A 26,916-nucleotide genomic window follows, 5' to 3' on the forward strand; every position below is an offset into this window, starting at 1 on the left:
TTTATTTAGCAATAAAATTCTTATGCACAGCAGCACAGACCCAGAAATGGCTTCGGCACCCGAAGAGTCAACGTTTGTTCAAGGTGTCTTTGATAGCTTGCCGATAGTCATTGGCTATCTCCCCGTCGCTTTTGCCTTTGGGCTAAGTGCGGTAAAACATGGTTTTACCCCGCTCGAAAGTTTGCTTTTTTCCATCCTGATTTATGCCGGTGCCAGCCAGTTTGTGATTACTGCGCTGCTGAGCGCTGGAATGTCCCTGTGGGTTTCTGCCCTCACCGTGATGGCCATGGACGTCAGACACGTCCTTTATGGCCCATCTTTGCGCAATCGTTTGGGCTCGCGGATTCAAGGTTCCAAGACCAAAGTCTGGGCCTTTGGCTTGACCGATGAAGTTTTTGCCGCGGCGACAACTAAGCTCATCCGCAACAAGCGGAGCTGGAGCGCAAACTGGATGTGCGGCCTCGCACTGACCTCATGGATTTCCTGGGTGTTCGGCACCGGCGTGGGCACGCTGTTTGCCGACGGCCCGCTTGAGGCTTATCCGGCCATTGAGGCGTCACTGTCCTTTATGCTGCCGGCGCTCTTTCTGAGCTTCCTTCTGGCGGCTTTCAGACGTCAGCATAGCCTGGTGTTTATTGCCTCGATGGTCGGTGCGCTGGGCGGTCTCCTGTTTTATTCCATCCCGGTCGCTATCCTCTGCGGCATAGGTGGGGGCTGTCTGGCATCGTTGAAAAAACCGGCCCATGTCCACGCGGTCAGGAACCTCAACAATGAAAGCTGAAGTCATTCTCGTTTGTTTGGTGGTGGGGACGGCGAATTACCTGTTCCGCTACCTCCCGCTGCGCCTGGGCGGCGTGCGAAAAAAAGACACGTCGCATCGTCCAGCCTGGATTAATCGAATGCTGGACAGTATTGGGATCGCCTCTATCTGTGCGCTGCTCGTGGTATCAAGCACGCCGGAGATCCTGCGCGACAGCCAGAAACTGCTGCCGACGCTGGCAGGATTTGTGGTGCTGGCGCTGACCTTCTGGCGCAGCAAAAGCATCATCTTTGCCACGCTCACCGGCGCCGTCATTTACGGGTTGGTTTTCAAGGTGATGCTTATTTCCGGATAAAGATTGTGTCAAAAAGGCGGGCAAATTCACCCTGTTCGCCGGAAAAAAAAAGTTTTACTTTCAACCGTTACAAGACCACACGAATAGCTAACTATTTAATGGCTTATAACATTTACATTATTAATTACACTGGTTACTATCTCAATTGTAACTAATGAGGTTTCTCACGATGGAAAGTTCATTCGCACCTATCGAACACATGTTAAATTTCCGCGCTAAAAAGCAAAAAGATTTCCCGTATCAGGAAATTCTGCTGACCAGACTGTGTATGCACATGCACAGCAAGCTGCTGGAAAATAGAAACAAGATGCTGAAAGCGCAAGGAATTAACGAAACGCTGTTCATGGCGTTGATCACGCTGGATGCACGGGAATCACACAGTATCCAGCCTTCGGAGCTGAGTGCTGCGCTGGGGTCTTCTCGTACCAATGCGACCCGTATTGCCGATGAGTTGGAAAAGCGCGGATGGATTGAAAGACGTGAGAGCGATAACGACCGTCGCTGCCTGCATTTGCATCTGACTGCAGACGGTGAAGCCTTTATTCAGAAACTGTTGCCGCCTCAGCATAAAAGTTTGCATTTTCTCTGGTCAACTCTTGATATTGAAGAGCAGAAACAGCTGGAAGAGCTCACGCGCAAGCTGTTGACCCGTCTCGACCAGATGGATGCAACCTCAACATTATAATCGACTTTTTGTTCAGGTAATTAATCCATGTCTCTTCCAGTCAGCTGGAGATTTACGCCGCTGTTTGCTGTTTTATTGCTGGCGGGTTGCGCCTCCAGCAATAATATTGCTCCGCAGTCCACGCTGCTGAGCAATCAGCAGCTTAAGCTGGCGCAGCCGAAGGTCAGCTCGCTGGCGATAAGCCCACAGTGGTGGCGTAGCCTGCAAGACCCGCAGCTCGATAGTTTAATGACCCAGACTCTGCAAAATTCACCGTCTTTACGTCAGGCTGCTGCGCGCGTGCGCGAAGCACAGAGCGTGATGGGTGAAACTAACGCGGCCAACGGGCCTTATGTCGACCTTAACGCCTCGAGCAATCGACAGAAGATATCGCAGAATACCTATCAGCCGTTCCTCAACGGGTATCCGGGGAGTCCGGTCTATGAAACCACCAATAATCTTGGGCTTAATCTGAGCTACGAGTTTGACTGGTGGGGGAAATACCGCAATCAGGTAAATGCCGCCAAGGCACAGGTCGATTCCGCTCGCGCGGAGCAGGCTGAGGCAGCGCTCTCGCTGTCGAGCTCGGTGGCGTCTACCTACTATCAATTGCAGGCCAACTATGCGGTACAAAAAGTTCTGCAACAGGAAGTGGACAACAACCAGCGTTTAGCCGACCTGCGTAAAGCCCAATATCAGGCGGGCGTTTACGGTATCGACATTCCGCAACAGACGCAGGCTCAGGCCGATAGCGCCAAGCAGCAGATTATTAAGCTGCAATCACAGATAGACCAACTTAAGCACCAGTTGGCCGCGCTGGCAGGACAAGGCCCGGACGCGATGAACAATCTGCATCCTGTTGCCCTGCCCGGCGATGACCTGCTGGCACCGAAAGGCGACCTGACCATTGATTTACTGGGCAAACGTCCGGACATCGTGGCACAGCGCGAACTGGTCGAGTCCTATTCACAGCGTATTGCCGCCGCGAAAAAAGACTTTTACCCGAGCCTGTCGATCAGCGCCTTTGCCGGTTTAAGCACCACCAACTACGGCGCCACCAGCCCGAACCTGTTTGAAGCAGCGAGTCAGGCCTGGAACCTCGCGCCGGCGATTTCACTGCCTATTTTCCACGCGGGCGCTCTACGCAGCAAATTGGGTGAAGAGTCAGCGCTCTATGACGAGTCCGTTGAGTCCTACAACCAGACGCTGCTGAATGCCATTCAGCAAACTGCCGACGCGCTGACCGTTCAGAATAGCTCTGCCCTGCAGCTGCAACAGTCGCTTTCTGCCGAGAAATCGTTGCAGGAGGTTTATCGCGTTGCCAGCGCACGTTATTCCGCAGGCACCATCGGACGCGATCAGCTGCTGACCAGCCAAGCTTCTCTCCTGCAACAGCAGCAGGCCGCCTTGACTGCGGCAAGCAACGTTTTGCAGGCGAAAATTAGTTTAATCCGTGCATTAGGCGGCGGCTATCAGGCCCCGGCTGCGGACAACAAAGCATAATAACGAGACTCAGCGTGGAGAAAAACATGAGCGAAAACGCGGAAGTTCAACAGCCGACCCCGCCACCAGTAAACAATAAAAAGAGATCGCGCAAAGTCGCCCTGCTTATTTTGACTGGTGTTTTTTTGATCCTTGCCATTGCCTATCTGATCTACTGGTTTTTGGTATTGCGTCATTATCAAGATACCGATGATGCCTACGTTTCCGGTAACCAGGTGCAGATTATGGCGCAGGTATCGGGCAGCGTAACCGACGTTAACTTTGACAGCACCGACTTCGTCAAGAAAGGCGATACGCTGGTGGTTCTGGATCCGACCGACGCCGAACAGGCCTTCGAGCGCTCCAAGACTGCGCTGGCCAACAGCGTGCGTCAGGTTCATCAGCTGGTTATCAATAGCAAACAGTATCAGGCTAACGTGGCACTGCGCCAGACCCAGCTGAACCAGGCCGTAGCCGACCTGAAACGTCGCGTGATTCTAGGTAAAGTGGATGCTATCGGTCGCGAGGACTTGCAACACGCCCATGACGCCGTAGACACCGCTAAAGCCCAGCTCGACGTGGCCGTTCAGCAGTTAAACGCCAATCAGGCGATGGTCCTCAACACACCGGTTGCTCAGCAGCCGCAGGTGTTGCAGGCCGCCGCGCAGGTGCGTGATGCCTGGTTATCGCTACAGCGTACCAAAATTGTCAGCCCGGTCGATGGTTACGTCTCTCGTCGTACCGTACAGGTAGGCCAGCGAATTAGCCCCTCGACGGCGCTAATGGCGGTGGTCCCGGCCGATAACGTCTGGGTCGATGCTAACTTTAAGGAAACCCAGCTCTCCAACATGCGTATCGGCCAGTCGGCGACTGTCGTCAGCGATATCTACGGTGACGACGTGGTTTATCACGGCAAAGTGGTGGGGATGGACATGGGTACCGGCGGTGCGTTCTCCCTGCTGCCTGCCCAGAACGCGACGGGGAACTGGATCAAAGTGGTTCAGCGCCTGCCGGTACGTATTGAGCTGGATGCTAACGAAGTGAAGAAACATCCGCTGCGCATCGGTTTGTCTACGCTGGTCACGGTGGATACGCAGAACCTCGACGGACTGGTCCTTGCCGATAAAGTACGTTCAACGCCGCTGTATCAGACATCGGCCCTGACGTTAAATCTGGCACCGGTTAACGCCATTATCAATGACGTTATCAATGCTAATGCGGGCTGAGTTCTTCGGAGGTCATCGTGGCTGCTAGAAAACCGCTAGAAGGCGCGCCCTTAGCCTGGATGACGGTAGCGCTCGCTATGGCTACCTTCATGCAGGTATTGGACTCGACCATCGCCAACGTGGCTATTCCGACCATCGCCGGTAATCTGGGAGCCTCAAACTCCCAGGGCACGTGGGTCATTACCTCGTTCGGCGTGGCGAACGCCATCTCGATTCCTATCACCGGCTGGCTCGCGAAGCGTATCGGTGAGGTCAGGCTGTTCCTGTGGGCGACGGGGCTGTTTGCCCTCGCCTCATGGCTGTGTGGGATCTCCAACAGCCTGGAAATGCTGATCTTCTTCCGCGTAATTCAGGGGCTGGTTGCTGGCCCGCTTATCCCGCTGTCGCAGAGTCTGCTGCTTAACAACTATCCTCCCGCCAAGCGAAGTACCGCGTTGGCGCTGTGGTCGATGACCGTCATCGTTGCGCCCATCTGTGGCCCGATCCTCGGCGGATATATCAGTGATAACTATCACTGGGGCTGGATCTTCTTCATCAACATCCCGATTGGTATCGCGGTGGTCCTGCTGACGTTGAACACCCTCAAAGGGCGCGAAACCGAAACGCAGATCAGACCGATCGACTCCGTGGGGCTGGTGCTGCTGGTGTTGGGGATTGGGTGTTTGCAGGTGATGCTCGACCGCGGCAAGGAGCTGGACTGGTTCAACTCGCCGGAGATAATCACCCTAACCATTGTCGCCGTGGTGGCGCTGTCGTTCCTGATAGTCTGGGAGCTGACGGACGAGAATCCGATAGTCGATCTCTCGCTATTCAAGTCGCGCAACTTCACAATCGGTACGCTGTGTATCAGTCTGGCCTACATGCTCTACTTCGGCTCTATCGTTCTGTTGCCGCAGCTGTTGCAGGAGGTATTTGGCTACACGGCAACCTGGGCGGGGCTGGCGTCAGCACCGGTGGGGATTTTGCCGGTTCTGATGTCGCCGATCATCGGCCGTTTTGCCCATAAACTGGATATGCGCTGGCTGGTCACATTCAGCTTCATCATGTATGCCTTTTGCTTCTACTGGCGAGCGTACACGTTTGAACCGGGGATGGACTTTGGCGCCTCGGCCTGGCCGCAGTTTATTCAGGGCTTTGCGGTGGGTTGCTTCTTTATGCCACTGATAACCATCATATTATCAGGACTACCGCCTTCACGAATGGCGGCAGCATCGAGCCTGTCGAACTTTACCCGTACGCTGGCCGGCTCGATAGGGACCTCGATCACCACCACCATGTGGACGGACCGAGAATCGCTGCACCATACCCACATGACGGAAAGCATTACGCCATTTGACCCCGCAACACAGCAGACCTATGCACAGCTACAAGGCATGGGCATGAGCCACCAGCAGGCGTCGGGCTGGATAGCACAACAGATTACTAATCAGGGGCTTATTATTTCGGCCAATGAGGTCTTCTGGGCAGCGGGCGGTGTTTTCCTGCTGCTGCTGATTCTGGTGTGGTTCGCGCGAGCCCCCTTCACCGCGGGCGGTGACGGCGGCGGCGCACACTGATTCGCAGCCTGAAGACAGACACCAAAACGGACGCATAAAGCGTCCGTTTTTTTATGCAGCCTCGCTTAGTTAATCGAAATAACGACCTTACCGGTCTGCTGGCGGTTGTCGAAATAGCGCCAGGCTTCTACGGCCTCTTCGAAGCTAAATGCCTTGTCCACCACCGGCTGAAGCTGGCTCAGGGCCAAGGCATGATTCATGGCGATAAAGTCTTCGCGACTGCCGACGCTGAACGGGCGAACCGTTGCACCGCTTTTGAACAGCGTCATAAAATCAATCGCCGGGCTGCCCTTGGCCACGAATCCTAATAGCGCTATCTCACCGCCCGGCGCGCTCGACAGAAGCGACTGCGTTAAAGTGCCCGGCCCACCAACTTCCACCACCCGCGTCACACCTTGTCCCTGAGTAATTTCCTGCACTTTGGTCGACCATTCGGGGTGCTCACGATAGTTTATGACGTAATCGGCACCCAACTCGCGCAGCACGGCCGCCTTTTCGCCCGTCGAGGTAAGCGCAATAACCCGTACGCCCATCAATTTCGCAAACTGTACGGCGAACAGGGCAACACCGCCGGTGCCCTGCGTCAATACGGTTTCCCCCGGCTGCAGCGGACGTGATTTTTGCAGACTGTTCCACGCGGTGACCGCTGCACAAGGCAAGGTCGCTGCCTGTTCCCAACTGAGATAGTCGGGAAGAGAAACCAGCGTCTCTTCATCCACCGCTTTGTACTGCGTCAACCAGCCGTCGGCCTGAGTGCCATAAGCGCCGCGACCGGCACTGGCACTAAGCTGGCCCGCATACCAGTAAGGGAAAAAGCTTCCTGCAACGCGATCGCCAACTTTAAACAGGTTCACCGCCTCACCGACCTTAACCACTTCCCCCACGCCGTCCGACAGCGGGATAAGTCCGGGTTTGGGCGACAGGGTTCCGGTGCCGTGGAGAATAGCCAGATCGCGATAATTAAGGCTACAGGCGCGGACCTTGATGAGTACCTGATTGCGTCCCGGAGTCGGCTTTTCTTCCTCTACCAGACGCAGTCCTTCAAGACTGCCAAAACGTTCAAGACGATAGCTTTGCATCACGATTTCCTTTCATTAAACGGAGAGTATGCCTTTACCCTACGGTTTTTTTCTGGACGTTGAATGACTGAAAAGGTATTTATACCGACCTATCGTCCAAATCTGCGAGCATATAATGGATCCCCTTGACGACGTATTTGCCGCAATGCGGTTGCAAAGCGCCCTGTATTCTCGACTCACGCCGCGTGCGCCCTGGGGCGTCAGCTTTGTTAAGAGCGGCTCGATCCGCTTTGGCTTTATGATGGAGGGCAGCGGATGGCTGGTCGTTGACGGTCTCGTCGAGCCAATCCTGCTGCAACAGGGCGAAGGCTTTATCGTCAAGCCCAATACGTTGTTTTCGCTGCGTGATGTGCCCACCAGCCCAACCCGCTGGTGTGAAGAGGTGTTCGCCGACTGCGCGGGGAAAGACGCCAGTTTTGGCGGTGAGGGGGAGGCGGCGGATATGCTGTGCGGCTATTTCACCTTTGACAGCGCGGGTGCAGAACCTCTGCTGTCGCTGCTGCCCTCGGTGGTCATCATTCCTGCCGATGAGACGCGTTCTCCGCTGCTTGAGGCCACGCTAAAACTGCTGGCGCTTGAAACGCTCGAACAAAATCTGGGGTCGAGGGTGGTGATAAGCAGACTGGCCGACGTACTGTTTGTGCAGGCAATAAGGGCACATTGCCTACGGGAGCAGACCCAGCGAGGCTGGATAGCCGCGCTATCGGATACCCGACTTAGCGGTATTATCCAGAAAATACATCAAGATATTTCAAAACCCTGGAGTCTCAAGACGTTGGCCTCGCAGGCCGGGATGTCGCGTTCTTCTTTCGCGGTACACTTCAAGACGGTGACGGGCGATACGCCGGGTGGCTACCTGACCCAGTGGCGGATGTATCGTACCCGCTGCCTGTTGCGTCACCCCCAGTTAACGCTCACTACCATCGCCGAACGCGTTGGTTATGACTCGGCAATAACGTTGGGCCGTGCCTTCAAACGTTTTCAGGGCGTCACACCCGGTGAGTATCGCCAGCAGATCGGGCTGAAATAATCTTTTATCGAAAACAGAATACAAAAACGGACGCATTACGCGTCCGTTTTAGGGTAAGGCTATTTCTACTTAAGGTAAAAATCAGGCCTGATTCTGACGCCACCATTCTGCCAGCAGGATGCCGGTCGCAACGGAAACGTTAAGGCTCTCAACCTTACCGGTACCGCCGATGGAAACGTTAAGGTCGCCCTGCTGCCATGCGCTGTCCGACAGGCCTTCACTCTCTTCACCCAATACCAGTACCATTCTGGCAGGCAGCTCGGCTTTACCCAGTGCGGTCCCTTTATGGCTAGAGGTGGTCACGATGGTGTAACCGGCTTTACGGAAGCTGGCTAATACATCGATAAAGTTGTCGGCCATGATAGCTTTAACGTGTTCTGCACCGCCTTCTGCGGTACGCACTGCGGCACCCGACTCGAGCTGTGCAGGGTCCTGCACCAACATTCCGTTGATACCAAAGTGCGCACAGGTACGCATGATACCGCCGAGGTTATGCGGGTTACCGACGTTTTCAAGCGCCAGTACACAGTCGGTTGCCGGCGCAGTTTGCAGATAAGTCTCTGCATCCAGGCCCTGACGTTTCTTGATAAGGAAACATACGCCGCCGTGGTGTTCGGTGCCGGATGCCTTCGCCAGTTCCTCGTCCTCTACGACGTGGTAAGCCTTGCGGTTCGCGGCCATCCAGCGCAGCGCTTCGCGGAAACGCGGGGTGACTGACTGCACGAACCATGCACGGACGATAGAGTCCGGACGGCTCGCGAACAGTGCCTGACAGGCGTTCTCACCGTAAACACGGGTCTCTTCCTGACGCTGGCGACGCAGCTGCTCCGGATCGATGAAGCTCTTGCCGCTGATACCACCGTGATCGGGGGCCGATTCGTCGCTGGGTGCACGAGAAACGGTCTTCCACGGGGAGTCCTGCCACGGTGAAGAAGAGCCAGAGCTTTCATTTTCATCGCGAGCGGGACGACGCGGACGCGTGTCGCCACGACGAGCATCCTGACTGCGTGCTTCACCGCGTGAGTCACCTCCGCGTGAATCGCTACCGCGACGCTCGTTGTTACGGCCTTCAAAGGGACGGGAACCCGGGCGAGCTTTATCACCTGGACGTCCTTTATTGTTTGAAGGACGTTTATCTTTATTTCGGTTATCGCCGTCGTCGTCACTGCGGACGTACATCACTTTGACTTTGCCGTTCTTGCCACTGAATGAATCGTTCATTATTTTCTCCACCTACGCGCTGGGCGCGAAGATTACCTGATGTCTGAGTGGTAAGCCACTTGCTTTAGACCAAAAGCTAAAAACTATCGTATTCATTGGGTAAATCGCATTGTTCACGCCGTAACCAAACCGCATAATTATCCGTATATCTTCGTATCTTAGCCACCGGCCAAGGTTTCTGGTGACAGGATGCGGTCTGAATCTCAGAGGCTAACTATGACTATTAATACGATTTGCTCATCATGTCAGGCGACGAACCGCTTGCCTGAAGACCGTATTGACGACGGAGCCAAATGTGGCCGCTGTGGTCATTCCCTATTTGAGGGTGAGGTCGTGCACGCAACGGCGGCAACGCTGGATAAATACTTGCAGGACGACCTGCCGGTAGTGATTGATTTCTGGGCACCGTGGTGCGGTCCCTGCGTCAACTTCGCGCCTATCTTTGAAGATGTGGCGGGCGAACGCGCGGGTAAAGTCCGCTTTATCAAGGTGAATACTGAGGCCGAGCCTGAGCTAGGCGCACGTTTTCGTATCCGCAGCATTCCGACCATCATGGTATTTAACCAAGGTAAGATGGTCGATCAGTTGAGCGGTGCCTTGCCTAAAACCCCGTTCAACCAATGGCTCAATGAATCATTGTAACGCATAACGTGGTGGTCGGCCCAGCCATTGTCGGAGGGGCCGGCTTATTTTCCCACTGCGATTCTAAATCCAGGCTTTACCTTCCCCCGCTTATCGACATTGACTACCGATGTGCCCGATATCCGATTACAATACCCCGCTTCCGAATTACTGTTGCAGGACCTTCAATGCCAGACAACGCCGTACTGCGATTGCGCGCCGAGCGCCTCGCAAAATCAACACGCCCCTATCTGGCACGCGGTTCGCGCGTCATTCGCTGTCAGGGATGCCTGCTGCCTAAACGCAACTGCCTGTGTAGCCATATTGAGCCACAGCAGGCCGACAGCCGTTTTTGTCTGGTCATGTTCGACACCGAACCCTTGAAGCCTAGCAATACCGGGCGTCTGATAGCCGATATCCTGCCGAATACGCAGGCGTTCATGTGGTCACGCACCGAGGTTGACCCTGCGCTGTTGGCGGCCATTGCCGACCCTACGCGTCAACCTTACGTGGTGTTTCCCGCCTCGTTTGTCGAGCCACCGCGCCCAGTCTTTACCGCGCTGCCGCCGGGGGGAAAACCGCCGCTTTTTATCATGCTCGACGGCACCTGGAACGAAGCGCGTAAAATGTTTCGTAAAAGCCCGTATCTGGACGGACTGCCGGTTTTCTCGCTCGATGTGAGCGCAAAATCCAGCTATGTGTTAAGAGAATCACCGCGCGAAGATCAACATTGCACGGTCGAAGTGGCCGCCGCATTATTGGAAAAATCCGGGGATATTCAGGCGTCAGAGAGCATGTCAGGCCTGTTTGGTTTATTCCGCACCCAGTATTTAGCAGGAAAACCTCATCATCCGGTGCATCAACTCACAGCAAACTCCGACGAAAGCCTCTAGAATCCAGTTAACGTGATTAACAGGAGGCAGGATGAGCCAGCGCGGTTTAGAAGCTTTATTACGACCCAAATCAATAGCAGTACTCGGCGCATCGGATAAACCCGGTCGCGCCGGATATCTGATGATGCGTAACTTGTTAGCCGGTGGTTTCAAGGGACCGGTGCTACCGGTCACCCCAGCCTGGCAGGCAGTGTGCGGCGTCATGGCCTATCCCAATGTGGCTAGCCTGCCGATGACGCCAGATTTGGCGATTATCTGCACCCGCGCCGACCGTAACCTCGCTCTGCTCGAGCAGTTGGGTGAACTGGGCTGCAAGACGGTTATCGTCCTGTCCTCTCATCAGCAGCAGTTTGCTGAGCTTAAAAGTACCGCCCTGCGCTACGCAATGCGCCTGCTCGGCCCTAACAGTCTTGGAATTCTGGCCCCCTGGCTGGGGCTGAACGCCAGCTTCTCACCGGTGCCTATCCTGCCGGGCAAACTGGCTTTTATCTCGCAGTCAGCGGCGGTGGCCAATACTATTCTCGACTGGGCACAGCAGCGTTCCGTCGGTTTCTCCTACTTTATCTCTCTCGGCGACAGTCTGGACATCGACGTCGACGACCTGCTCGACTTCCTGGCGCGTGACAGCAAGACCAGCGCTATTCTGCTTTATCTTGAACACGTCAGTGACGCCCGTCGTTTTCTCTCCGCCTCGCGAAGCGCGTCGCGCAATAAACCGATTCTGGTTATCAAAAGTGGCCGCAGTGCACAGGCTCAAACGCTGCTCAACAGCCCGTTAAGTCTGGACGCCGCCTACGATGCCGCGATTCAGCGTGCCGGTCTGCTGCGCGTGCAGGATACTCATGAACTGTTTTCCGCCGTTGAAACGCTCAGCCATATGCGTCCGCTACGGGGTGAGCGCTTGCTTATCGTTAGCAACGGCGCGGCACCGGCAGCAATGGCTCTGGACCAGCTGTTAAGCCATCACGGCAAGCTTGCGTCACTGGATAATGAAACCGCTCAACGTCTGCGTGACATGCTGCCGGCCAGCGTGACGGTGGGGAATCCGCTGGACCTGCGCGATGACGCCAGCCCTCAGCTCTATCAGTCAGTGCTTACTACGCTTCTGGATAGCAAGGAGTATGACGCACTGCTCATTATCCATGCGCCAAGCGCCGCCTCACCGGGCACCATGACATCAGAACGGGTGATTGAGGCCATCGAGCAGCATCCGCGCGGCAAACGCGTGACACTGCTCACTAACTGGTGTGGAGAATTCTCCTCCGTGGAAGCGCGTCGGCTGTTTACCGAGGCCGGACTCCCGACCTATCGAACCCCTGAAGGCGCGGTGACGGCGTTTATGCACATGGTTGAATATCGCCGCAACCAGAAGCAACTTAAGGAGACGCCGTCCCTGCCGCTGGATTTGAACAAGAATACCGACGGCGCGCACCGACTTATTCAGCAAGCATTGGATGAAGGAACCACCCGCCTCGATACTCACGAAGTCAGGGCTATCTTCAGGGACTATGGTATGTCGGTGCTGCCAACCTGGATAGCCAGCGACAGCAGCGAGGCCGTCGAAATCGCCGGGCGTGTGGGCTACCCGGTCGCACTCAAACTTCGTTCGCCGGATATCGACCATAACTCTGAGGTGCAGGGGGTGATGCTTTACCTGCGCACGCCGCATGAGGTCAGCCAAGCCGCCGATGCCATTTTCGATCGTGCAAAACGGGCGTTTCCTCAGGCGCGTATCAATGGTTTGTTAGTACAAACTATGGCTAACAGGCCCGGTGCACAGGAACTACGCATTGTTGTACAGCACGATGCTGTCTTTGGTCCGCTTATCATGCTTGGCGAAGGAGGCATCGAATGGCGCCCTGAGCAGCACGCTGTCGTGGCGCTGCCGCCGCTCAATATGGCGCTGGCTCGTTATCTCGTTCTGCAAGGGCTGAAAAGCGGTAAAATTCGTGAGCGTAATGCGCTTCGCCCGCTGGATATTCCCGCTCTGAGTCATCTGCTGGTGCAGGTATCTAACCTGATTATTGACTGCCCACAAATCACCGAACTGAATATCCATCCGCTATTGGCCTCGGGAAGCGAACTGACCTTGCTTGATGTCTCGCTCCAGCTGAGCCCGGATATTGATGAGCAACAATCGCGGCTGGCTATCCGCCCTTATCCTCAGCGTCTTGAAGAGAGGGTTACCCTCAGAGACGGCTCTCCCTGCCTGTTCCGCCCTATCCTGCCCGAAGATGAACCTCTGCTGAAGGCGTTTATTCAGAAAGTGACCAAAGAGGACCTCTATTATCGCTACTTCAGCGAGATCAATGAGTTCACTCATGAGGATTTGGCCAACATGACGCAAATCGACTACGATCGGGAAATGGCTTTCGTGGCGGTACGCGGTCAGACGCATGAAATCGAGATAATCGGCGTGACGCGAGCGATTTCTGACCCCGATAACATCGACGCCGAATTCTCTGTGCTGGTGCGCTCTGATTTGAAAAATTTGGGGCTTGGCGGAAGGCTGCTGTCTAAGATGATTGCGTACACTCGAGAACACGGTATTCAGCGTCTGGCAGGCATCACTATGCCTAACAATAGCGGCATGCTGGCGCTGGCGCGTAAGCTCGGTTTTGAGGTCGACGTTCACCTTTCTGAGGGAATAGTCAGTCTTTCTTTGGCCTTACAGGCGGAACAGTCCCAAGCAGAAACGGTGAAATAGCCCCATTTTAGCCGACTTTATTTACCGCTTGATGACGCGGCTTAACGGATTTAAGGCAGCCTTTAAGGCAAAACTTGCGCACATCGGAGGTGACAATGGTATTATCGACCGATTGTGCGGTCTATTTTGTCTTGATATGCCGCAATTGCCATTCATTGAAGAGAGAAGAAGCACACTGTGATGTTGTCTAAATTTAAGCGTAATAAACATCAACAACATCTTGCTCAACTGCCCAAACTCCCCCAACCGGTTGACGCTGTACAGACTCTGTACAGCGCCACAGATTTCCGTACGACGCTGCTTGAGGTCATCGCCAATGCTACCCAACGGATTTATCTGGTTGCTCTGTATCTGGAGAACGATGACGGCGGGCGAGATGTGTTATCAGCCCTGTATGCCGCAAAACGCCAGCGTCCCGAATTAGAAGTCTGCGTGTTGGTTGACTGGCACCGCGCACAGCGCGGGCGTATTGGCGCCGCCGCGACGAACACTAACGCAGACTGGTATTGCAGGATGGCGCAGGAGAATCCTGACGTTATCGTCCCTGTCTACGGCGTACCGGTAAATACGCGTGAAGCGCTGGGCGTACTGCACCTTAAAGGGTATATCGTCGATGACCGCGTGATTTACAGCGGCGCGAGCCTGAATGATGTTTACCTGCACCGTCACGAAAAATACCGCTATGACCGCTATCATCTGCTGACCAACCCGACGCTTGCCGACACGATGGTCAATTACATTCAGAAGTCGTTGCTGAGCGCCAGCGCGGTGCAGCGGCTCGATCGTGAAGATCGCCCGAAGAGCCCGGAGATCAAAAACGAAACGCGTCAGTTCCGTCAGGCACTGCGTGATTGCAGCTATCAGTTTGCAGATGCGGCTTCAGAGAATGAGCTTGCGGTAACGCCAATGGTCGGTCTGGGCAAACAGAACGAACTGAACCGCACCATCTACCATCTGATGGCAAGCACCAATGAAAAGCTGACGCTCTGCACGCCTTATTTCAACATGCCTGCCCTGCTGGCAAGAAATATTATGGGTTTGCTGCGTCGCGGCAAGCAGGTAGAAATTATCGTTGGTGATAAAACGGCAAATGATTTCTATATTCCTCAGGATCAGCCGTTCAAAATTATTGGTGCTTTGCCTTATCTCTATGAAATAAATCTGCGTCGCTTCCTTAGCCGTCTACAGCGTTTCATCGACAGCGGGCAACTGATTGTTCGACTGTGGAAAGATGGCGATAACAGCTATCATCTTAAAGGGATGTGGGTCGACGATCGCTGGCAGTTGATCACCGGTAATAACTTGAATCCGCGTGCGTGGCGACTCGATCTCGAGAATGCAATCCTGATTCACGATCCGAATAAAGAGATGACAATCCAACGCCAGAAAGAGCTCGATAATATTCGTGAGCATACGAACGTTATCTCACATTATATGGAGCTCGAGAGCATCCCTAATTATCCGGTAAAAGTACGTAAGCTAATTCGTCGGTTACGACGTATTCGTATCGACAGGCTCATTAGCCGTATTCTGTAATTCGCTCTGAGTAAAAAGCCCGGAACGTTGCCCGGGCTTTTTATTATCAACGTCCATTCAACTCATTGAATAAAATCTCATTACCTTAAAGCTGAATCTCTTTGCCTTTCGCATTCAAACGAATAGAAACAATAAAGGCGATCAGACACATCCCTGATACATACCAGAAGAATACCTCTTCGATATTCCATGATTTAAAGCTCAGCGCCACGTATTCAGCCGAACCGCCAAATACGGCGTTAGCAACCGCATAGGATAACCCCACGCCTAATGCCCTGACTTCAGCCGGAAACATTTCTGCCTTTAATAAGCCACTAATCGAGGTATAGAAGGTCACAATGGCTAATGCAATAACGATCAGTGTAAAAGCCCAATAAGGATTAGTAACACTCTGGAGTGCATAAAGAATAGGGATTGTCATTAGTGTTGCCAGGCCAGAAAATATCAACATCGAGTTTCTGCGGCCTATTTTATCGGATAAAGCGCCCACAATAGGCTGGAGCAACATAAAGACAAACAGGGCCAAAGTCATTAGTCCACTGGCGGTTTTGGCGTCCATACCGGCTGTATTAACCAGATACTTTTGCATATAGGTGGTGAAAGTATAGAAACTCAGTGAACCTCCGGCGGTGAAACCTAATACCATCAGAAAAGCTTTTTTATGTTTCCACAGTCCTGCCAGGCTACCGGCATCTTTATGCCCGCGCGTTTTCTCGTCGGAGGTTTCATTCAGTGAGCGACGCAGGAATAATGCCACGACGGCTAATGCAGCGCCCAATGCGAAAGGAATACGCCATCCCCAGGCTCTAAGTTCGTCGCCGGAAAGGATTTGTTGCAGGCCGACCAGCACGACCAGTGCAAGAAGCTGTCCGCCGATCAGGGTGACATACTGGAATGAAGCAAAGAAGCCGCGACGTCCCTCGATAGACACTTCACTCATGTAAGTTGCGCTAGTGCCATATTCCCCGCCCACGGAAAGTCCCTGGAAGAGCCTCGCCAGCAGAAGCAGCGCCGGAGCCCAGCTGCCGATGCTGTCATAGGTTGGCAGACAGGCAATGACCAGAGATCCGGCACACATCATGCAAACGGAGATAAGCATTGAGCTTTTACGACCATGCTTATCAGCAATATAACCGAATAACCATCCTCCAATAGGTCTCATGAAGAAGCCAGCGGCAAATACGCCTGCGGTTTGCAGTAGCTGAGTGGTGCTATTCCCACTTGGGAAGAAGGACGAAGCAAAATAGATTGAGCAGAATGAATAGACGTAGAAGTCAAACCACTCCACCAGGTTACCCGATGATGCGCCAACGATGGCAAATATCCTGCTTTTTTTATCTTTGTCTGTAATTTCCTGCGATGTAGATCGCGTGACTTCAGCCATTTTTTATTCTCCTGCTTTATGCAGCCCAAAGGAATTTATATGATTTTTTATGCAATATAATCCTCTAGTTAAGCAGAATGTTGGGGGCTGTGGCGAGTGTTAATGACTCAATATTGAAGTGAATGGCTGTTTTGTGAGCGGAGTCTTGCCTTATTTGATGCTTCAGAGGCAATAAAAAAGCCCCTGTCGTCAGACAGGGGCCTTCTCTTGAACTGGAATTTCTTAAATCACCGACGAGAAAAAGCCCCAGTCTTTCGACTAGGGCTTGTTCTTTATTTGATGCCTGGCAGTTCCCTACTCTCGCATGGGGAGACCCCACACTACCATCGGCGCTACGGCGTTTCACTTCTGAGTTCGGCATGGGGTCAGGTGGGACCACCGCGCTACTGCCGCCAGGCAAATTCTGTTTCATCCCAACCGCTTTCCACATTCCTGCAGGCCGCCATCAGAACCAATCTTTGAACAAGCTGATTTCTTGAAACTTTCGTCTCGTCTCTCTAAAACACCTTCGGTGTTGTAAGGTTAAGCCTCTCGGGTCATTAGTACTGGTTAGCTCAATGCATCGCTGCACTTACACACCCAGCCTATCAACGTCTTAGTCTTAAACGTCCCTTCAGGGGACTCGAAGTCCCAGGGAAGACTCATCTTGAGGCAAGTTTCGCGCTTAGATGCTTTCAGCGCTTATCTTTTCCGCATTTAGCTACCGGGCAATGCCATTGGCATGACAACCCGAACACCAGTGATGCGTCCACTCCGGTCCTCTCGTACTAGGAGCAGCCCCTCTCAATCTTCCAACGCCCACGGCAGATAGGGACCGAACTGTCTCACGACGTTCTAAACCCAGCTCGCGTACCACTTTAAACGGCGAACAGCCGTACCCTTGGGACCTACTTCAGCCCCAGGATGTGATGAGCCGACATCGAGGTGCCAAACACCGCCGTCGATATGAACTCTTGGGCGGTATCAGCCTGTTATCCCCGGAGTACCTTTTATCCGTTGAGCGATGGCCCTTCCATTCAGAACCACCGGATCACTATGACCTACTTTCGTACCTGCTCGAGCCGTCACTCTCGCAGTCAAGCTAGCTTATGCCATTGCACTAACCTCACGATGTCCGACCGTGATTAGCTAACCTTCGTGCTCCTCCGTTACTCTTTAGGAGGAGACCGCCCCAGTCAAACTACCCACCAGACACTGTCCTCACCCCAGATTATGGGGCCGAGTTAGAACATCAAACATTAAAGGGTGGTATTTCAAGGTTGGCTCCACGCAGACTGGCGTCCACGCTTCAAAGCCTCCCACCTATCCTACACATCAAGGCTCAATGTTCAGTGTCAAGCTATAGTAAAGGTTCACGGGGTCTTTCCGTCTTGCCGCGGGTACACTGCATCTTCACAGCGAGTTCAATTTCACTGAGTCTCGGGTGGAGACAGCCTGGCCATCATTACGCCATTCGTGCAGGTCGGAACTTACCCGACAAGGAATTTCGCTACCTTAGGACCGTTATAGTTACGGCCGCCGTTTACCGGGGCTTCGATCAAGAGCTTCTCCTTGCGGATAACCCCATCAATTAACCTTCCGGCACCGGGCAGGCGTCACACCGTATACGTCCACTTTCGTGTTTGCACAGTGCTGTGTTTTTATTAAACAGTTGCAGCCAGCTGGTATCTTCGACTGTCTTCGGCTCGGGAAGCAAGTTCCTCCACCTAGCGACAGCGTGCCTTCTCCCGAAGTTACGGCACCATTTTGCCTAGTTCCTTCACCCGAGTTCTCTCAAGCGCCTGAGTATTCTCTACCTGACCACCTGTGTCGGTTTGGGGTACGATTTAATGTTACCTGATGCTTAGAGGCTTTTCCTGGAAGTGCGGCATCAACTACTTCATCACCGTAGTGACTCGTCATCACGCCTCAGGGTTACAGTAAACCGGATTTACCAGGTCTACACCCCTACACGCTTAAACCGGGACAACCGTCGCCCGGCTAGCCTAGCCCTCTCCGTCCCCCCTTCGCAGTAACACCAAGTACAGGAATATTAACCTGTTTCCCATCGACTACGCTTTTCAGCCTCGCCTTAGGGGTCGACTCACCCTGCCCCGATTAACGTTGGACAGGAACCCTTGGTCTTCCGGCGTGCGGGTTTTTCACCCGCATTATCGTTACTTATGTCAGCATTCGCACTTCTGATACCTCCAGCAAACCTCACAGTTCACCTTCTACGGCTTACAGAACGCTCCCCTACCCAACAACGCCTAAGCGTCGCTGCCGCAGCTTCGGTGCATGGTTTAGCCCCGTTACATCTTCCGCGCAGGCCGACTCGACCAGTGAGCTATTACGCTTTCTTTAAATGATGGCTGCTTCTAAGCCAACATCCTGGCTGTCTATGCCTTCCCACATCGTTTCCCACTTAACCATGACTTTGGGACCTTAGCTGGCGGTCTGGGTTGTTTCCCTCTTCACGACGGACGTTAGCACCCGCCGTGTGTCTCCCGTGATAACATTCTTCGGTATTCGGAGTTTGCATCGAGTTGGTAAGCCGGGATGGCCCCCTAGTCGAAACAGTGCTCTACCCCCGAAGATGAATTCACGAGGCGCTACCTAAATAGCTTTCGGGGAGAACCAGCTATCTCCCGGTTTGATTGGCCTTTCACCCCCAGCCACAAGTCATCCGCTAATTTTTCAACATTAGTCGGTTCGGTCCTCCAGTTAGTGTTACCCAACCTTCAACCTGCCCATGGCTAGATCACCGGGTTTCGGGTCTATACCTTGCAACTTGACGCCCAGTTAAGACTCGGTTTCCCTACGGCTCCCCTATACGGTTAACCTTGCTACAAAATATAAGTCGCTGACCCATTATACAAAAGGTACGCAGTCACCTAACAAGTAGGCTCCCACTGCTTGTACGTACACGGTTTCAGGTTCTATTTCACTCCCCTCGCCGGGGTTCTTTTCGCCTTTCCCTCACGGTACTGGTTCACTATCGGTCAGTCAGGAGTATTTAGCCTTGGAGGATGGTCCCCCCATATTCAGACAGGATGTCACGTGTCCCGCCCTACTCATCGAACTCACAATTCATGCGCTTTTGTGTACGGGACTATCACCCTGTACCGTGCGACCTTCCAGACGCTTCCACTAACACACAAACTGATTCAGGTTCTGGGCTGTTCCCCGTTCGCTCGCCGCTACTGGGGGAATCTCGGTTGATTTCTTTTCCTCGGGGTACTTAGATGTTTCAGTTCCCCCGGTTCGCCTCGCATGGCTATGTATTCACCATGCGATAATGTGACGTATCACATTGGGTTTCCCCATTCGGGTATCGTCGGGTATAACGGTTCATATCACCTTACCGACGCTTTTCGCAGATTAGCACGCCCTTCATCGCCTCTGACTGCCTAGGCATCCACCGTGTACGCTTAGTCGCTTAACCTCACAACCCGAAGGTGTCTTATAAACTCGTAAAGAGTGACAACATTCGAGGCTGCGATTATTTGAGAGACTCTAATACAGGTGCGCATAACTCAATACTTCTACGGAGAGTTATGTTCAGCTGTATCATTTCAATTTTTCAGCTTGTTCCAGATTGTTAAAGAGCAATATCTTAAACACGACTCGTTAAAGTCATCTTTAAGATAAATTCTGACCCGCTAAGGTACAGAGTGATAATGTCTTTCACACATTATCGGCGTGGCGTCCCCAAGGGGATTCGAACCCCTGTTACAGCCGTGAAAGGGCAGTGTCCTAGGCCTCTAGACGATGGGGACACGAAAATGCCGCACCAGGTGATAAAACCCGGCGCTTCTTTCGTATCAGCGTAAGGTTTCCCTTACTGCATCAACAGGTAGCGCTTGCTCGTTTACATCTATCAGACAATCTGTGTGGACACTGCACAATGCGTATCTTGAGGTAAGGAGGTGATCCAACCGCAGGTTCCCCTACGGTTACCTTGTTACGACTTCACCCCAGTCATGAATCACAAAGTGGTAAGCGCCCTCCCGAAGGTTAAGCTACCTACTTCTTTTGCAACCCACTCCCATGGTGTGACGGGCGGTGTGTACAAGGCCCGGGAACGTATTCACCGTAGCATTCTGATCTACGATTACTAGCGATTCCGACTTCATGGAGTCGAGTTGCAGACTCCAATCCGGACTACGACGTACTTTATGAGGTCCGCTTGCTCTCGCGAGTTCGCTTCTCTTTGTATACGCCATTGTAGCACGTGTGTAGCCCTACTCGTAAGGGCCATGATGACTTGACGTCATCCCCACCTTCCTCCGGTTTATCACCGGCAGTCTCCTTTGAGTTCCCACCATTACGTGCTGGCAACAAAGGATAAGGGTTGCGCTCGTTGCGGGACTTAACCCAACATTTCACAACACGAGCTGACGACAGCCATGCAGCACCTGTCTCAGAGTTCCCGAAGGCACTAAGCTATCTCTAGCAAATTCTCTGGATGTCAAGAGTAGGTAAGGTTCTTCGCGTTGCATCGAATTAAACCACATGCTCCACCGCTTGTGCGGGCCCCCGTCAATTCATTTGAGTTTTAACCTTGCGGCCGTACTCCCCAGGCGGTCGACTTAACGCGTTAGCTCCGGAAGCCACGCCTCAAGGGCACAACCTCCAAGTCGACATCGTTTACAGCGTGGACTACCAGGGTATCTAATCCTGTTTGCTCCCCACGCTTTCGCACCTGAGCGTCAGTCTTTGTCCAGGGGGCCGCCTTCGCCACCGGTATTCCTCCAGATCTCTACGCATTTCACCGCTACACCTGGAATTCTACCCCCCTCTACAAGACTCTAGCTTGCCAGTTTCAAATGCAGTTCCCAAGTTAAGCTCGGGGATTTCACATCTGACTTAACAAACCGCCTGCGTGCGCTTTACGCCCAGTAATTCCGATTAACGCTTGCACCCTCCGTATTACCGCGGCTGCTGGCACGGAGTTAGCCGGTGCTTCTTCTGCGAGTAACGTCAATCGCTGCAGTTATTAACTACAACGCCTTCCTCCTCGCTGAAAGTGCTTTACAACCCTAAGGCCTTCTTCACACACGCGGCATGGCTGCATCAGGCTTGCGCCCATTGTGCAATATTCCCCACTGCTGCCTCCCGTAGGAGTCTGGACCGTGTCTCAGTTCCAGTGTGGCTGGTCATCCTCTCAGACCAGCTAGGGATCGTCGCCTAGGTGAGCCATTACCCCACCTACTAGCTAATCCCATCTGGGCACATCCGATGGCGTGAGGCCCGAAGGTCCCCCACTTTGGTCTTGCGACATCATGCGGTATTAGCTACCGTTTCCAGTAGTTATCCCCCTCCATCAGGCAGTTTCCCAGACATTACTCACCCGTCCGCCGCTCGTCACCCAGAGAGCAAGCTCTCCCGTGCTACCGCTCGACTTGCATGTGTTAGGCCTGCCGCCAGCGTTCAATCTGAGCCATGATCAAACTCTTCAATTAAAAGTTCGATTTGCTGAAACAAGTTCAGCGATGCTCAAAGTTACTTCACATCATTCATAATGAATTACTGCTTGGTCACTCTAAGACTTGATATTTTTTGCCACCGAGGTGGCTGATATCGTCTTGTGAGTGCCCACACAGATTGTCTGATAAATTGTTAAAGAGCAGTGAGTTACGCGCTTTCGCTTGCTAACTCGAGGTGGCGTATATTACGCTTTCCTCATTTGATGTCAACCGTTTATTTTCGCGGTCATCATCATTTTTAATTCTTTCCGACTTGTTCACACCGCGTTGCTGCTGCGTTGTTCCCTGTCGATGGAGCGGCATTATAGGGAGTTTCTGAGGAGCCGCAAGCGTTTATTTGAAATTAATTACCAACCGCTCACTAATTCAACAAACCAGCCCTTTTAGGATAATAAAACAACAAAAAAGGGGCCAAATTAAGATTCGGCCCCTTTCATCACGGATTACTCAGCAAGTTTTATTCTGAGTTCACCTTATTATGGCATCACTGTTTAGCAACGATGTGGTCGTTTTCTACATCTATCGTGATCGGTTTACCCGGTATCAGCTTGCCAGAGAGGATTTGCTGAGCCAATGGGTTCTCAATTTCCTGTTGGATGGCACGTTTAAGTGGACGTGCACCATATACAGGGTCAAAACCGCTATTGCCCAACAGCTCCAGCGCCGCATCACTAAGACGAGCACTGTAACCACGCTCTTCCAGACGTTTATACAAACGCTGCAACTGGATTTCGGCGATATGCTTGATATGCGCATGACCCAGTGGGTGGAACACCACGACTTCATCTATACGGTTGATGAACTCAGGGCGGAAGTTGTGTGTAACGACTTCCATGACCGCATCCTTCATCTGCGCATAGGTGGCTTCACCGAAATGCTGCTGAATCACATCTGACCCCAGGTTCGACGTCATGATCACGACCGTATTTCGGAAATCAACGGTGCGTCCCTGTCCATCGGTCAAACGGCCGTCATCTAATACCTGAAGAAGAATGTTAAACACATCAGGGTGTGCCTTCTCAACTTCGTCCAGCAGGATGACGGAATAAGGACGACGACGAACCGCTTCGGTCAGATAGCCGCCCTCTTCATAGCCAACATAGCCTGGAGGTGCACCCACCAGCCGGGAAACGGAGTGTTTCTCCATAAACTCCGACATATCGATACGCACCATCGCGTCATCGCTGTTGAACAGGAAGGTTGCCAGCGCTTTACAAAGCTCGGTTTTACCCACCCCGGTCGGACCGAGGAACAGGAAAGAACCAATCGGACGGTTCGGATCGGATAATCCCGCACGACTACGGCGAATCGCATTGGATACCGCGTCAACCGCTTCATTCTGTCCAATCACGCGATGATGCAGTTCATCTTCCATTCTCAGCAGCTTGTCACGTTCACTTTCAAGCATTCTCGCGACGGGAATACCGGTCCAACGAGCCAGCACATCGGCAATTTCCACATCTGTTACGCGGTTGCGCAGCAGCTTCATGGTTTTACCTTCTGCCTGGGTTGCCGCCGCGAGCTGTTTCTCAAGCTCCGGAATTGTGCCGTACTGCAGTTCTGACATACGGCCCAGGTCACCGACGCGGCGTGCCTGTTCGAGCGTAATTTTTGCCTGCTCAAGTTCGGCCTTGATATTCTGGGTGCCGCTCAGCGACGCTTTCTCGGCTTTCCACTCTTCTTCCAGCTCAGAGTATTCGCGCTCTTTCTGGTCGAGTTCGGTAGTCAGCATCTCAAGGCGTTTGATACTCGCATCGTCAGACTCTTTCTTTAATGCCTGCTGTTCGAGCTTGAGCTGAATGATACGGCGATCCAGTCTGTCGAGGGATTCCGGTTTGGAATCCATCTGCATACGAATACTGGAAGCCGCTTCATCTATAAGGTCGATAGCCTTATCGGGCAGCTGACGATCCGAAATGTAGCGATGAGACAATGTCGCCGCCGCTACGATGGCCGGGTCAGTAATCTGTACATGGTGATGCAGCTCGTAGCGTTCTTTCAAACCACGCAGGATAGCGATGGTATCTTCAACTGAAGGCTCGGCCACAAACACTTTCTGGAAACGACGCTCTAACGCCGCATCTTTTTCTATAAACTGACGATACTCATTGAGCGTTGTAGCACCGACGCAGTGCAGTTCACCTCGCGCCAATGCAGGTTTCAGCATATTACCGGCGTCCATCGCGCCGTCGGCTTTACCTGCACCCACCATGGTGTGCAGCTCATCGATAAACAGAATGACGTTGCCTTCCTGCTTGGCAAGATCACTAAGCACACCTTTCAGACGCTCTTCGAACTCACCGCGGTATTTGGCACCCGCCACCAGCGCGCCCATGTCCAGGGACAATACGCGTTTATTCTTCAGCCCTTCGGGCACTTCACCATTAATAATGCGCTGAGCAAGGCCTTCGGCGATTGCCGTTTTACCCACGCCGGGTTCACCGATTAATACCGGGTTATTTTTGGTACGGCGTTGCAGAACCTGAATGGTGCGACGGATCTCTTCGTCACGACCAATCACCGGGTCCAGCTTGCCTTGTTCGGCGCGCTCAGTCAGATCAATAGTAAATTTCTTTAAAGCCTGACGTGAATCTTCGGCCCCTTGGTCATCCACTTTGTCACCACCTCGCATCTGATCGATAGCCGCGTCAATTTTATCTACGGTAGCGCCACTGGCCTTCAGCAGGTCAGTCAATACGCCACGGTCTTTCAATGCCGCCAGAATAAAGAGTTCTGACGAGATAAATTTATCAGCACGCTGCTGGGATAATTTGTCACATAGATTTAAAACACGAACCAGTTCACTTGATGGTTGAACATCACCACCGGTTCCTTCAACTTGCGGTAAACGCCCCAATGCCTGGTCGACGTCCGTGCGAACTCGCTGAGCATCAATGCCAGCAGAGGTCAGTAAAGGACGGACAGTTCCCCCTTCCTGCGTGAGCAAGGCGCTCATGAGGTGGATAGGTTCGATAAATTGGTTGTCGCGCCCGAGTGCGAGTGACTGGGCATCGGCGAGGGCAAGCTGGAATTTGCTGGTAAGACGATCCAGACGCATAACACCTCCAATATAGAACAAAATTGCTACTGGAGATTAAATGAGGTCATCCCTCACGTTTTCAAGGTTACTTTGTCACTATATTAAGAGTACAGCGTATGCGTTCTTGGATCGTCTTGATTTAGTAGGTTATCTCAGCCAAATCAAAGTTGCCAGCCGTCCGGTGATTCCATCGCGTCGATAAGAGAAAAAATAATCAGTTTCGCTCACCGTGCAGCGGTCTCCGCCGAAAATTTGTTCAACGCCAGAGGCCTGGAGTCTCAAACGGGCAAGTTGATAGAGGTTGGCGAGATATTTTGGCCCAAGCGGTGAAAATGCACCGGCAGCCTTAGGCGTTGAATCGATAAACGCGTCTCTGACTTCTGCACCCACTTCAAACTTGTCAGGGCCGATGGCCGGACCGAGCCAGACCATGATGTCCTGAGGTTTGGCGCGAAACGCCGATAGCGTATTTTCGAGCACGCCCGCGTTCAGCCCCCGCCATCCGGCATGCGCGGCCGCGACTTCGTCCCCTGCCCGATTGCAAAATAGTACCGGTAAACAATCGGCGCTCATTGCCGCACACACCACGCCGGGTTGATCGGTATAAGCCGCATCGGCGCGAATTGACTGATGGGGGGTTGTTTGAGTCAACCGGGCGACGTCCGTTCCATGTACCTGCTCGAGCCAGTGCGGCGCGGCGGGCAAAGAGGCAAGTTCAATCAACCGCTGGCGATTAGTCGCAACGTGCTCCGGGCAATCAGAAACGTGGGAACCGAGATTAAGCGATGCGTAAGGCGGCAAACTGACGCCGCCCTGACGTGTGGTAGAACAGGACCGCACCGAATCCGGTTGCGGCCACTGTGGGAAGATTAAGGCAGGCATTACCAATGCATCTGGTCCTTGAACTCTTCAGTATCAGCCTTCAGCGCGCTAATCAGGTCAACCATGTCCTGTGGCAGTGGTGCATTCCATTCCATTTGAATACCGGTAACCGGATGGAACAGACGCAGCATAGTCGCATGCAGTGCCTGACGGTCGAAAGTACGCAGCTGATTGATGAACTCGTCGGACGCGCCCTTCGGCGGACGTGGGCGGCCACCATAGAGCTGATCGCCGACCAGCGGATGGTTGATGTGCGCCATGTGGACACGAATCTGGTGTGTACGGCCGGTTTCCAGACGCAGACGCAGACGGGTGTGCGCGCGGAAGTGCTCCATAATACGGTAGTGCGTAGTCGCCGGTTTACCCATCGGGTGAACCGCCATATGGGTACGCTTGGTGCTGTGACGAGAAATTGGCTCGTTCACCGTGCCACCTGCAGTCATGTTGCCGATAGCAACGGCTTCATATTCACGGGTAATTTCGCGACGTTGGAGTGCATCAACCAGGTGGGTCTGCGCAGGTACGGTTTTTGCCACAACCATCAGGCCGGTGGTGTCTTTGTCTAGACGGTGAACAATCCCGCAGCGAGGAACGTCAATTATCTCAGGATAATAGTGCAGTAAGGCATTAAGCACGGTACCATCTGGATTACCGGCACCGGGATGAACAACCAGATCACGCGGCTTGTTAATGACTAAAATATCGCTATCTTCGTAAACGATATCAAGCGCAATGTCTTGAGGCAGCCAACGAGCTTCCTCTTCAATTTGTGCATTGATTGCGATAACTTCGCCACCCAACACTTTGTCTTTTGGTTTGGCGACAATTTTGCCATTAACCGTAACCCTTTCATCAAGAATCCAATCTTTTATACGAGATCTTGAATAATCAGGGAACAATTCGGCCAAAGCCTGATCTAATCGTTGACCGAGTTGTGTTTCGGCAACCGTCGCCGTGAGTTCTACTTGTTGTGCCATATGGTGCTCTTGGGTAACCTTGGGTTTTCACGGCG

Annotated in this window: 17 protein-coding genes, 1 tRNA gene and 3 rRNA genes; 11 read left to right on the plus strand and 10 right to left on the minus strand. The window is 53.1% G+C overall.

The window, feature by feature from the left end; all coding sequences use genetic code 11:
* Positions 1-22: 22 nt before the first annotated feature.
* The 6 genes from O1V65_RS14960 (at position 23) to emrB (ending at position 6,043) form a co-directional block, all read left to right on the plus strand.
* Positions 23-781: an AzlC family ABC transporter permease gene (locus tag O1V65_RS14960; RefSeq protein ID WP_269129844.1), complete on the plus strand. Its 759-nt coding sequence runs from the start codon at positions 23-25 to the stop codon at positions 779-781.
* Positions 771-1,115 carry an L-valine transporter subunit YgaH gene (ygaH, locus tag O1V65_RS14965; protein ID WP_017491438.1) on the plus strand — a complete coding sequence of 115 codons (345 nt, stop codon included), beginning with the start codon at positions 771-773 and terminating at the stop codon, positions 1,113-1,115. Before O1V65_RS14960 ends, ygaH begins: the two co-directional genes overlap by 11 nt.
* A 169-nt stretch (positions 1,116-1,284) precedes the next feature.
* Positions 1,285-1,800 carry a transcriptional repressor MprA gene (gene mprA / locus O1V65_RS14970; protein WP_017491439.1) on the plus strand — a complete coding sequence of 172 codons (516 nt, stop codon included), beginning with the start codon at positions 1,285-1,287 and terminating at the stop codon, positions 1,798-1,800.
* A gap of 27 nt (positions 1,801-1,827) precedes the next feature.
* Positions 1,828-3,282, plus strand: a complete 1,455-nt coding sequence (locus O1V65_RS14975) for an efflux transporter outer membrane subunit (RefSeq protein ID WP_017491440.1) — start codon at positions 1,828-1,830, stop codon at positions 3,280-3,282.
* 26 nt (positions 3,283-3,308) lie between these two features.
* The gene (emrA, locus tag O1V65_RS14980; RefSeq protein ID WP_017491441.1) at positions 3,309-4,487 is read left to right on the plus strand and encodes a multidrug efflux MFS transporter periplasmic adaptor subunit EmrA; all 1,179 of its coding nucleotides are present in this window, start codon (positions 3,309-3,311) and stop codon (positions 4,485-4,487) included.
* Positions 4,488-4,504: 17 nt separating this feature from the next.
* On the plus strand, positions 4,505-6,043 hold the full coding sequence (emrB, locus tag O1V65_RS14985; RefSeq protein WP_026110470.1) for a multidrug efflux MFS transporter permease subunit EmrB: 1,539 nt from the start codon (positions 4,505-4,507) through the stop codon (positions 6,041-6,043).
* Between the two features lie 65 nt (positions 6,044-6,108).
* Here the strand turns inward: emrB and O1V65_RS14990 are convergent, their stop codons facing one another.
* Positions 6,109-7,122 carry a zinc-dependent alcohol dehydrogenase family protein gene (locus O1V65_RS14990; protein ID WP_084912860.1) on the minus strand — a complete coding sequence of 338 codons (1,014 nt, stop codon included), beginning with the start codon at positions 7,120-7,122 and terminating at the stop codon, positions 6,109-6,111.
* Between the two features lie 115 nt (positions 7,123-7,237).
* On the opposite strand from O1V65_RS14990, the gene O1V65_RS14995 reads away from it, so the two are divergent.
* Positions 7,238-8,152, plus strand: coding sequence for an AraC family transcriptional regulator (locus O1V65_RS14995; protein ID WP_165429777.1), 915 nt, complete (start codon positions 7,238-7,240; stop codon positions 8,150-8,152).
* Positions 8,153-8,233: 81 nt separating this feature from the next.
* Here the strand turns inward: O1V65_RS14995 and O1V65_RS15000 are convergent, their stop codons facing one another.
* Positions 8,234-9,373 carry a tRNA/rRNA methyltransferase gene (locus O1V65_RS15000; RefSeq protein ID WP_017491445.1) on the minus strand — a complete coding sequence of 380 codons (1,140 nt, stop codon included), beginning with the start codon at positions 9,371-9,373 and terminating at the stop codon, positions 8,234-8,236.
* Between the two features lie 222 nt (positions 9,374-9,595).
* Here O1V65_RS15000 and trxC point away from each other — a divergent pair, with 222 nt between their 5' ends.
* The 4 genes from trxC (at position 9,596) to pssA (ending at position 15,130) form a co-directional block, all read left to right on the plus strand.
* Positions 9,596-10,015: a thioredoxin TrxC gene (gene trxC, locus O1V65_RS15005; protein ID WP_026110471.1), complete on the plus strand. Its 420-nt coding sequence runs from the start codon at positions 9,596-9,598 to the stop codon at positions 10,013-10,015.
* 167 nt (positions 10,016-10,182) lie between these two features.
* On the plus strand, positions 10,183-10,887 hold the full coding sequence (locus O1V65_RS15010; protein WP_017491447.1) for a tRNA-uridine aminocarboxypropyltransferase: 705 nt from the start codon (positions 10,183-10,185) through the stop codon (positions 10,885-10,887).
* Between the two features lie 31 nt (positions 10,888-10,918).
* A complete protein-coding gene (locus tag O1V65_RS15015) occupies positions 10,919-13,594 on the plus strand; it encodes a bifunctional acetate--CoA ligase family protein/GNAT family N-acetyltransferase (protein ID WP_017491448.1) in 2,676 nt (891 codons plus the stop codon).
* Positions 13,595-13,774: 180 nt separating this feature from the next.
* Positions 13,775-15,130, plus strand: coding sequence for a CDP-diacylglycerol--serine O-phosphatidyltransferase (pssA, locus tag O1V65_RS15020; RefSeq protein WP_017491449.1), 1,356 nt, complete (start codon positions 13,775-13,777; stop codon positions 15,128-15,130).
* Positions 15,131-15,215: 85 nt separating this feature from the next.
* On the opposite strand, the gene O1V65_RS15025 is transcribed toward pssA, so the two are convergent.
* The 8 genes from O1V65_RS15025 to rluD all read right to left on the minus strand — a co-directional run bounded on the left by O1V65_RS15025 (position 15,216) and on the right by rluD (position 26,881).
* Positions 15,216-16,514 carry an MFS family transporter gene (locus O1V65_RS15025; RefSeq protein WP_269129845.1) on the minus strand — a complete coding sequence of 433 codons (1,299 nt, stop codon included), beginning with the start codon at positions 16,512-16,514 and terminating at the stop codon, positions 15,216-15,218.
* 281 nt (positions 16,515-16,795) lie between these two features.
* Positions 16,796-16,911 (minus strand): 5S ribosomal RNA (gene rrf, locus O1V65_RS15030).
* Between the two features lie 121 nt (positions 16,912-17,032).
* Positions 17,033-19,938: ribosomal RNA gene (locus O1V65_RS15035) — 23S ribosomal RNA — on the minus strand.
* A 258-nt stretch (positions 19,939-20,196) separates the two neighbouring features.
* Positions 20,197-20,272 (minus strand) — tRNA-Glu (locus O1V65_RS15040).
* 143 nt (positions 20,273-20,415) lie between these two features.
* Positions 20,416-21,958, minus strand: a 16S ribosomal RNA gene (locus O1V65_RS15045).
* Together the 16S, 23S and 5S rRNA genes with 1 tRNA gene alongside form the textbook arrangement of a ribosomal RNA operon.
* Before the next feature lie 508 nt (positions 21,959-22,466).
* Positions 22,467-25,040 (minus strand): ATP-dependent chaperone ClpB, encoded by a 2,574-nt coding sequence (gene clpB, locus O1V65_RS15050; RefSeq protein WP_017493581.1) that lies wholly within the window; start codon positions 25,038-25,040, stop codon positions 22,467-22,469.
* Between the two features lie 129 nt (positions 25,041-25,169).
* Positions 25,170-25,904 carry a purine nucleoside phosphorylase YfiH gene (gene yfiH / locus O1V65_RS15055; protein WP_084913218.1) on the minus strand — a complete coding sequence of 245 codons (735 nt, stop codon included), beginning with the start codon at positions 25,902-25,904 and terminating at the stop codon, positions 25,170-25,172.
* On the minus strand, positions 25,904-26,881 hold the full coding sequence (gene rluD / locus O1V65_RS15060) for a 23S rRNA pseudouridine(1911/1915/1917) synthase RluD (RefSeq protein ID WP_017493583.1): 978 nt from the start codon (positions 26,879-26,881) through the stop codon (positions 25,904-25,906). The genes yfiH and rluD overlap by 1 nt, the downstream gene beginning before the upstream one ends.
* Between the last annotated feature and the right edge of the window lie 35 nt (positions 26,882-26,916).

Source organism: Rouxiella badensis (assembly GCF_026967515.2).
Lineage (GTDB): Bacteria > Pseudomonadota > Gammaproteobacteria > Enterobacterales > Enterobacteriaceae > Rouxiella > Rouxiella badensis.

Coding starts and splice junctions, on each gene's coding strand:
- O1V65_RS14960 (WP_269129844.1), top strand. CDS start 23: ATGCACAGCAGCACAGACCCAGAAATGGCTTCGGCACCCGAAGAGTCA.
- ygaH (WP_017491438.1), top strand. CDS start 771: ATGAAAGCTGAAGTCATTCTCGTTTGTTTGGTGGTGGGGACGGCGAAT.
- mprA (WP_017491439.1), top strand. CDS start 1,285: ATGGAAAGTTCATTCGCACCTATCGAACACATGTTAAATTTCCGCGCT.
- O1V65_RS14975 (WP_017491440.1), top strand. CDS start 1,828: ATGTCTCTTCCAGTCAGCTGGAGATTTACGCCGCTGTTTGCTGTTTTA.
- emrA (WP_017491441.1), top strand. CDS start 3,309: ATGAGCGAAAACGCGGAAGTTCAACAGCCGACCCCGCCACCAGTAAAC.
- O1V65_RS14990 (WP_084912860.1), bottom strand. CDS start 7,122: ATGCAAAGCTATCGTCTTGAACGTTTTGGCAGTCTTGAAGGACTGCGT.
- O1V65_RS14995 (WP_165429777.1), top strand. CDS start 7,238: ATGGATCCCCTTGACGACGTATTTGCCGCAATGCGGTTGCAAAGCGCC.
- O1V65_RS15000 (WP_017491445.1), bottom strand. CDS start 9,373: ATGAACGATTCATTCAGTGGCAAGAACGGCAAAGTCAAAGTGATGTAC.
- O1V65_RS15010 (WP_017491447.1), top strand. CDS start 10,183: ATGCCAGACAACGCCGTACTGCGATTGCGCGCCGAGCGCCTCGCAAAA.
- O1V65_RS15015 (WP_017491448.1), top strand. CDS start 10,919: ATGAGCCAGCGCGGTTTAGAAGCTTTATTACGACCCAAATCAATAGCA.
- pssA (WP_017491449.1), top strand. CDS start 13,775: ATGTTGTCTAAATTTAAGCGTAATAAACATCAACAACATCTTGCTCAA.
- O1V65_RS15025 (WP_269129845.1), bottom strand. CDS start 16,514: ATGGCTGAAGTCACGCGATCTACATCGCAGGAAATTACAGACAAAGAT.
- clpB (WP_017493581.1), bottom strand. CDS start 25,040: ATGCGTCTGGATCGTCTTACCAGCAAATTCCAGCTTGCCCTCGCCGAT.
- yfiH (WP_084913218.1), bottom strand. CDS start 25,904: ATGCCTGCCTTAATCTTCCCACAGTGGCCGCAACCGGATTCGGTGCGG.
- rluD (WP_017493583.1), bottom strand. CDS start 26,881: ATGGCACAACAAGTAGAACTCACGGCGACGGTTGCCGAAACACAACTC.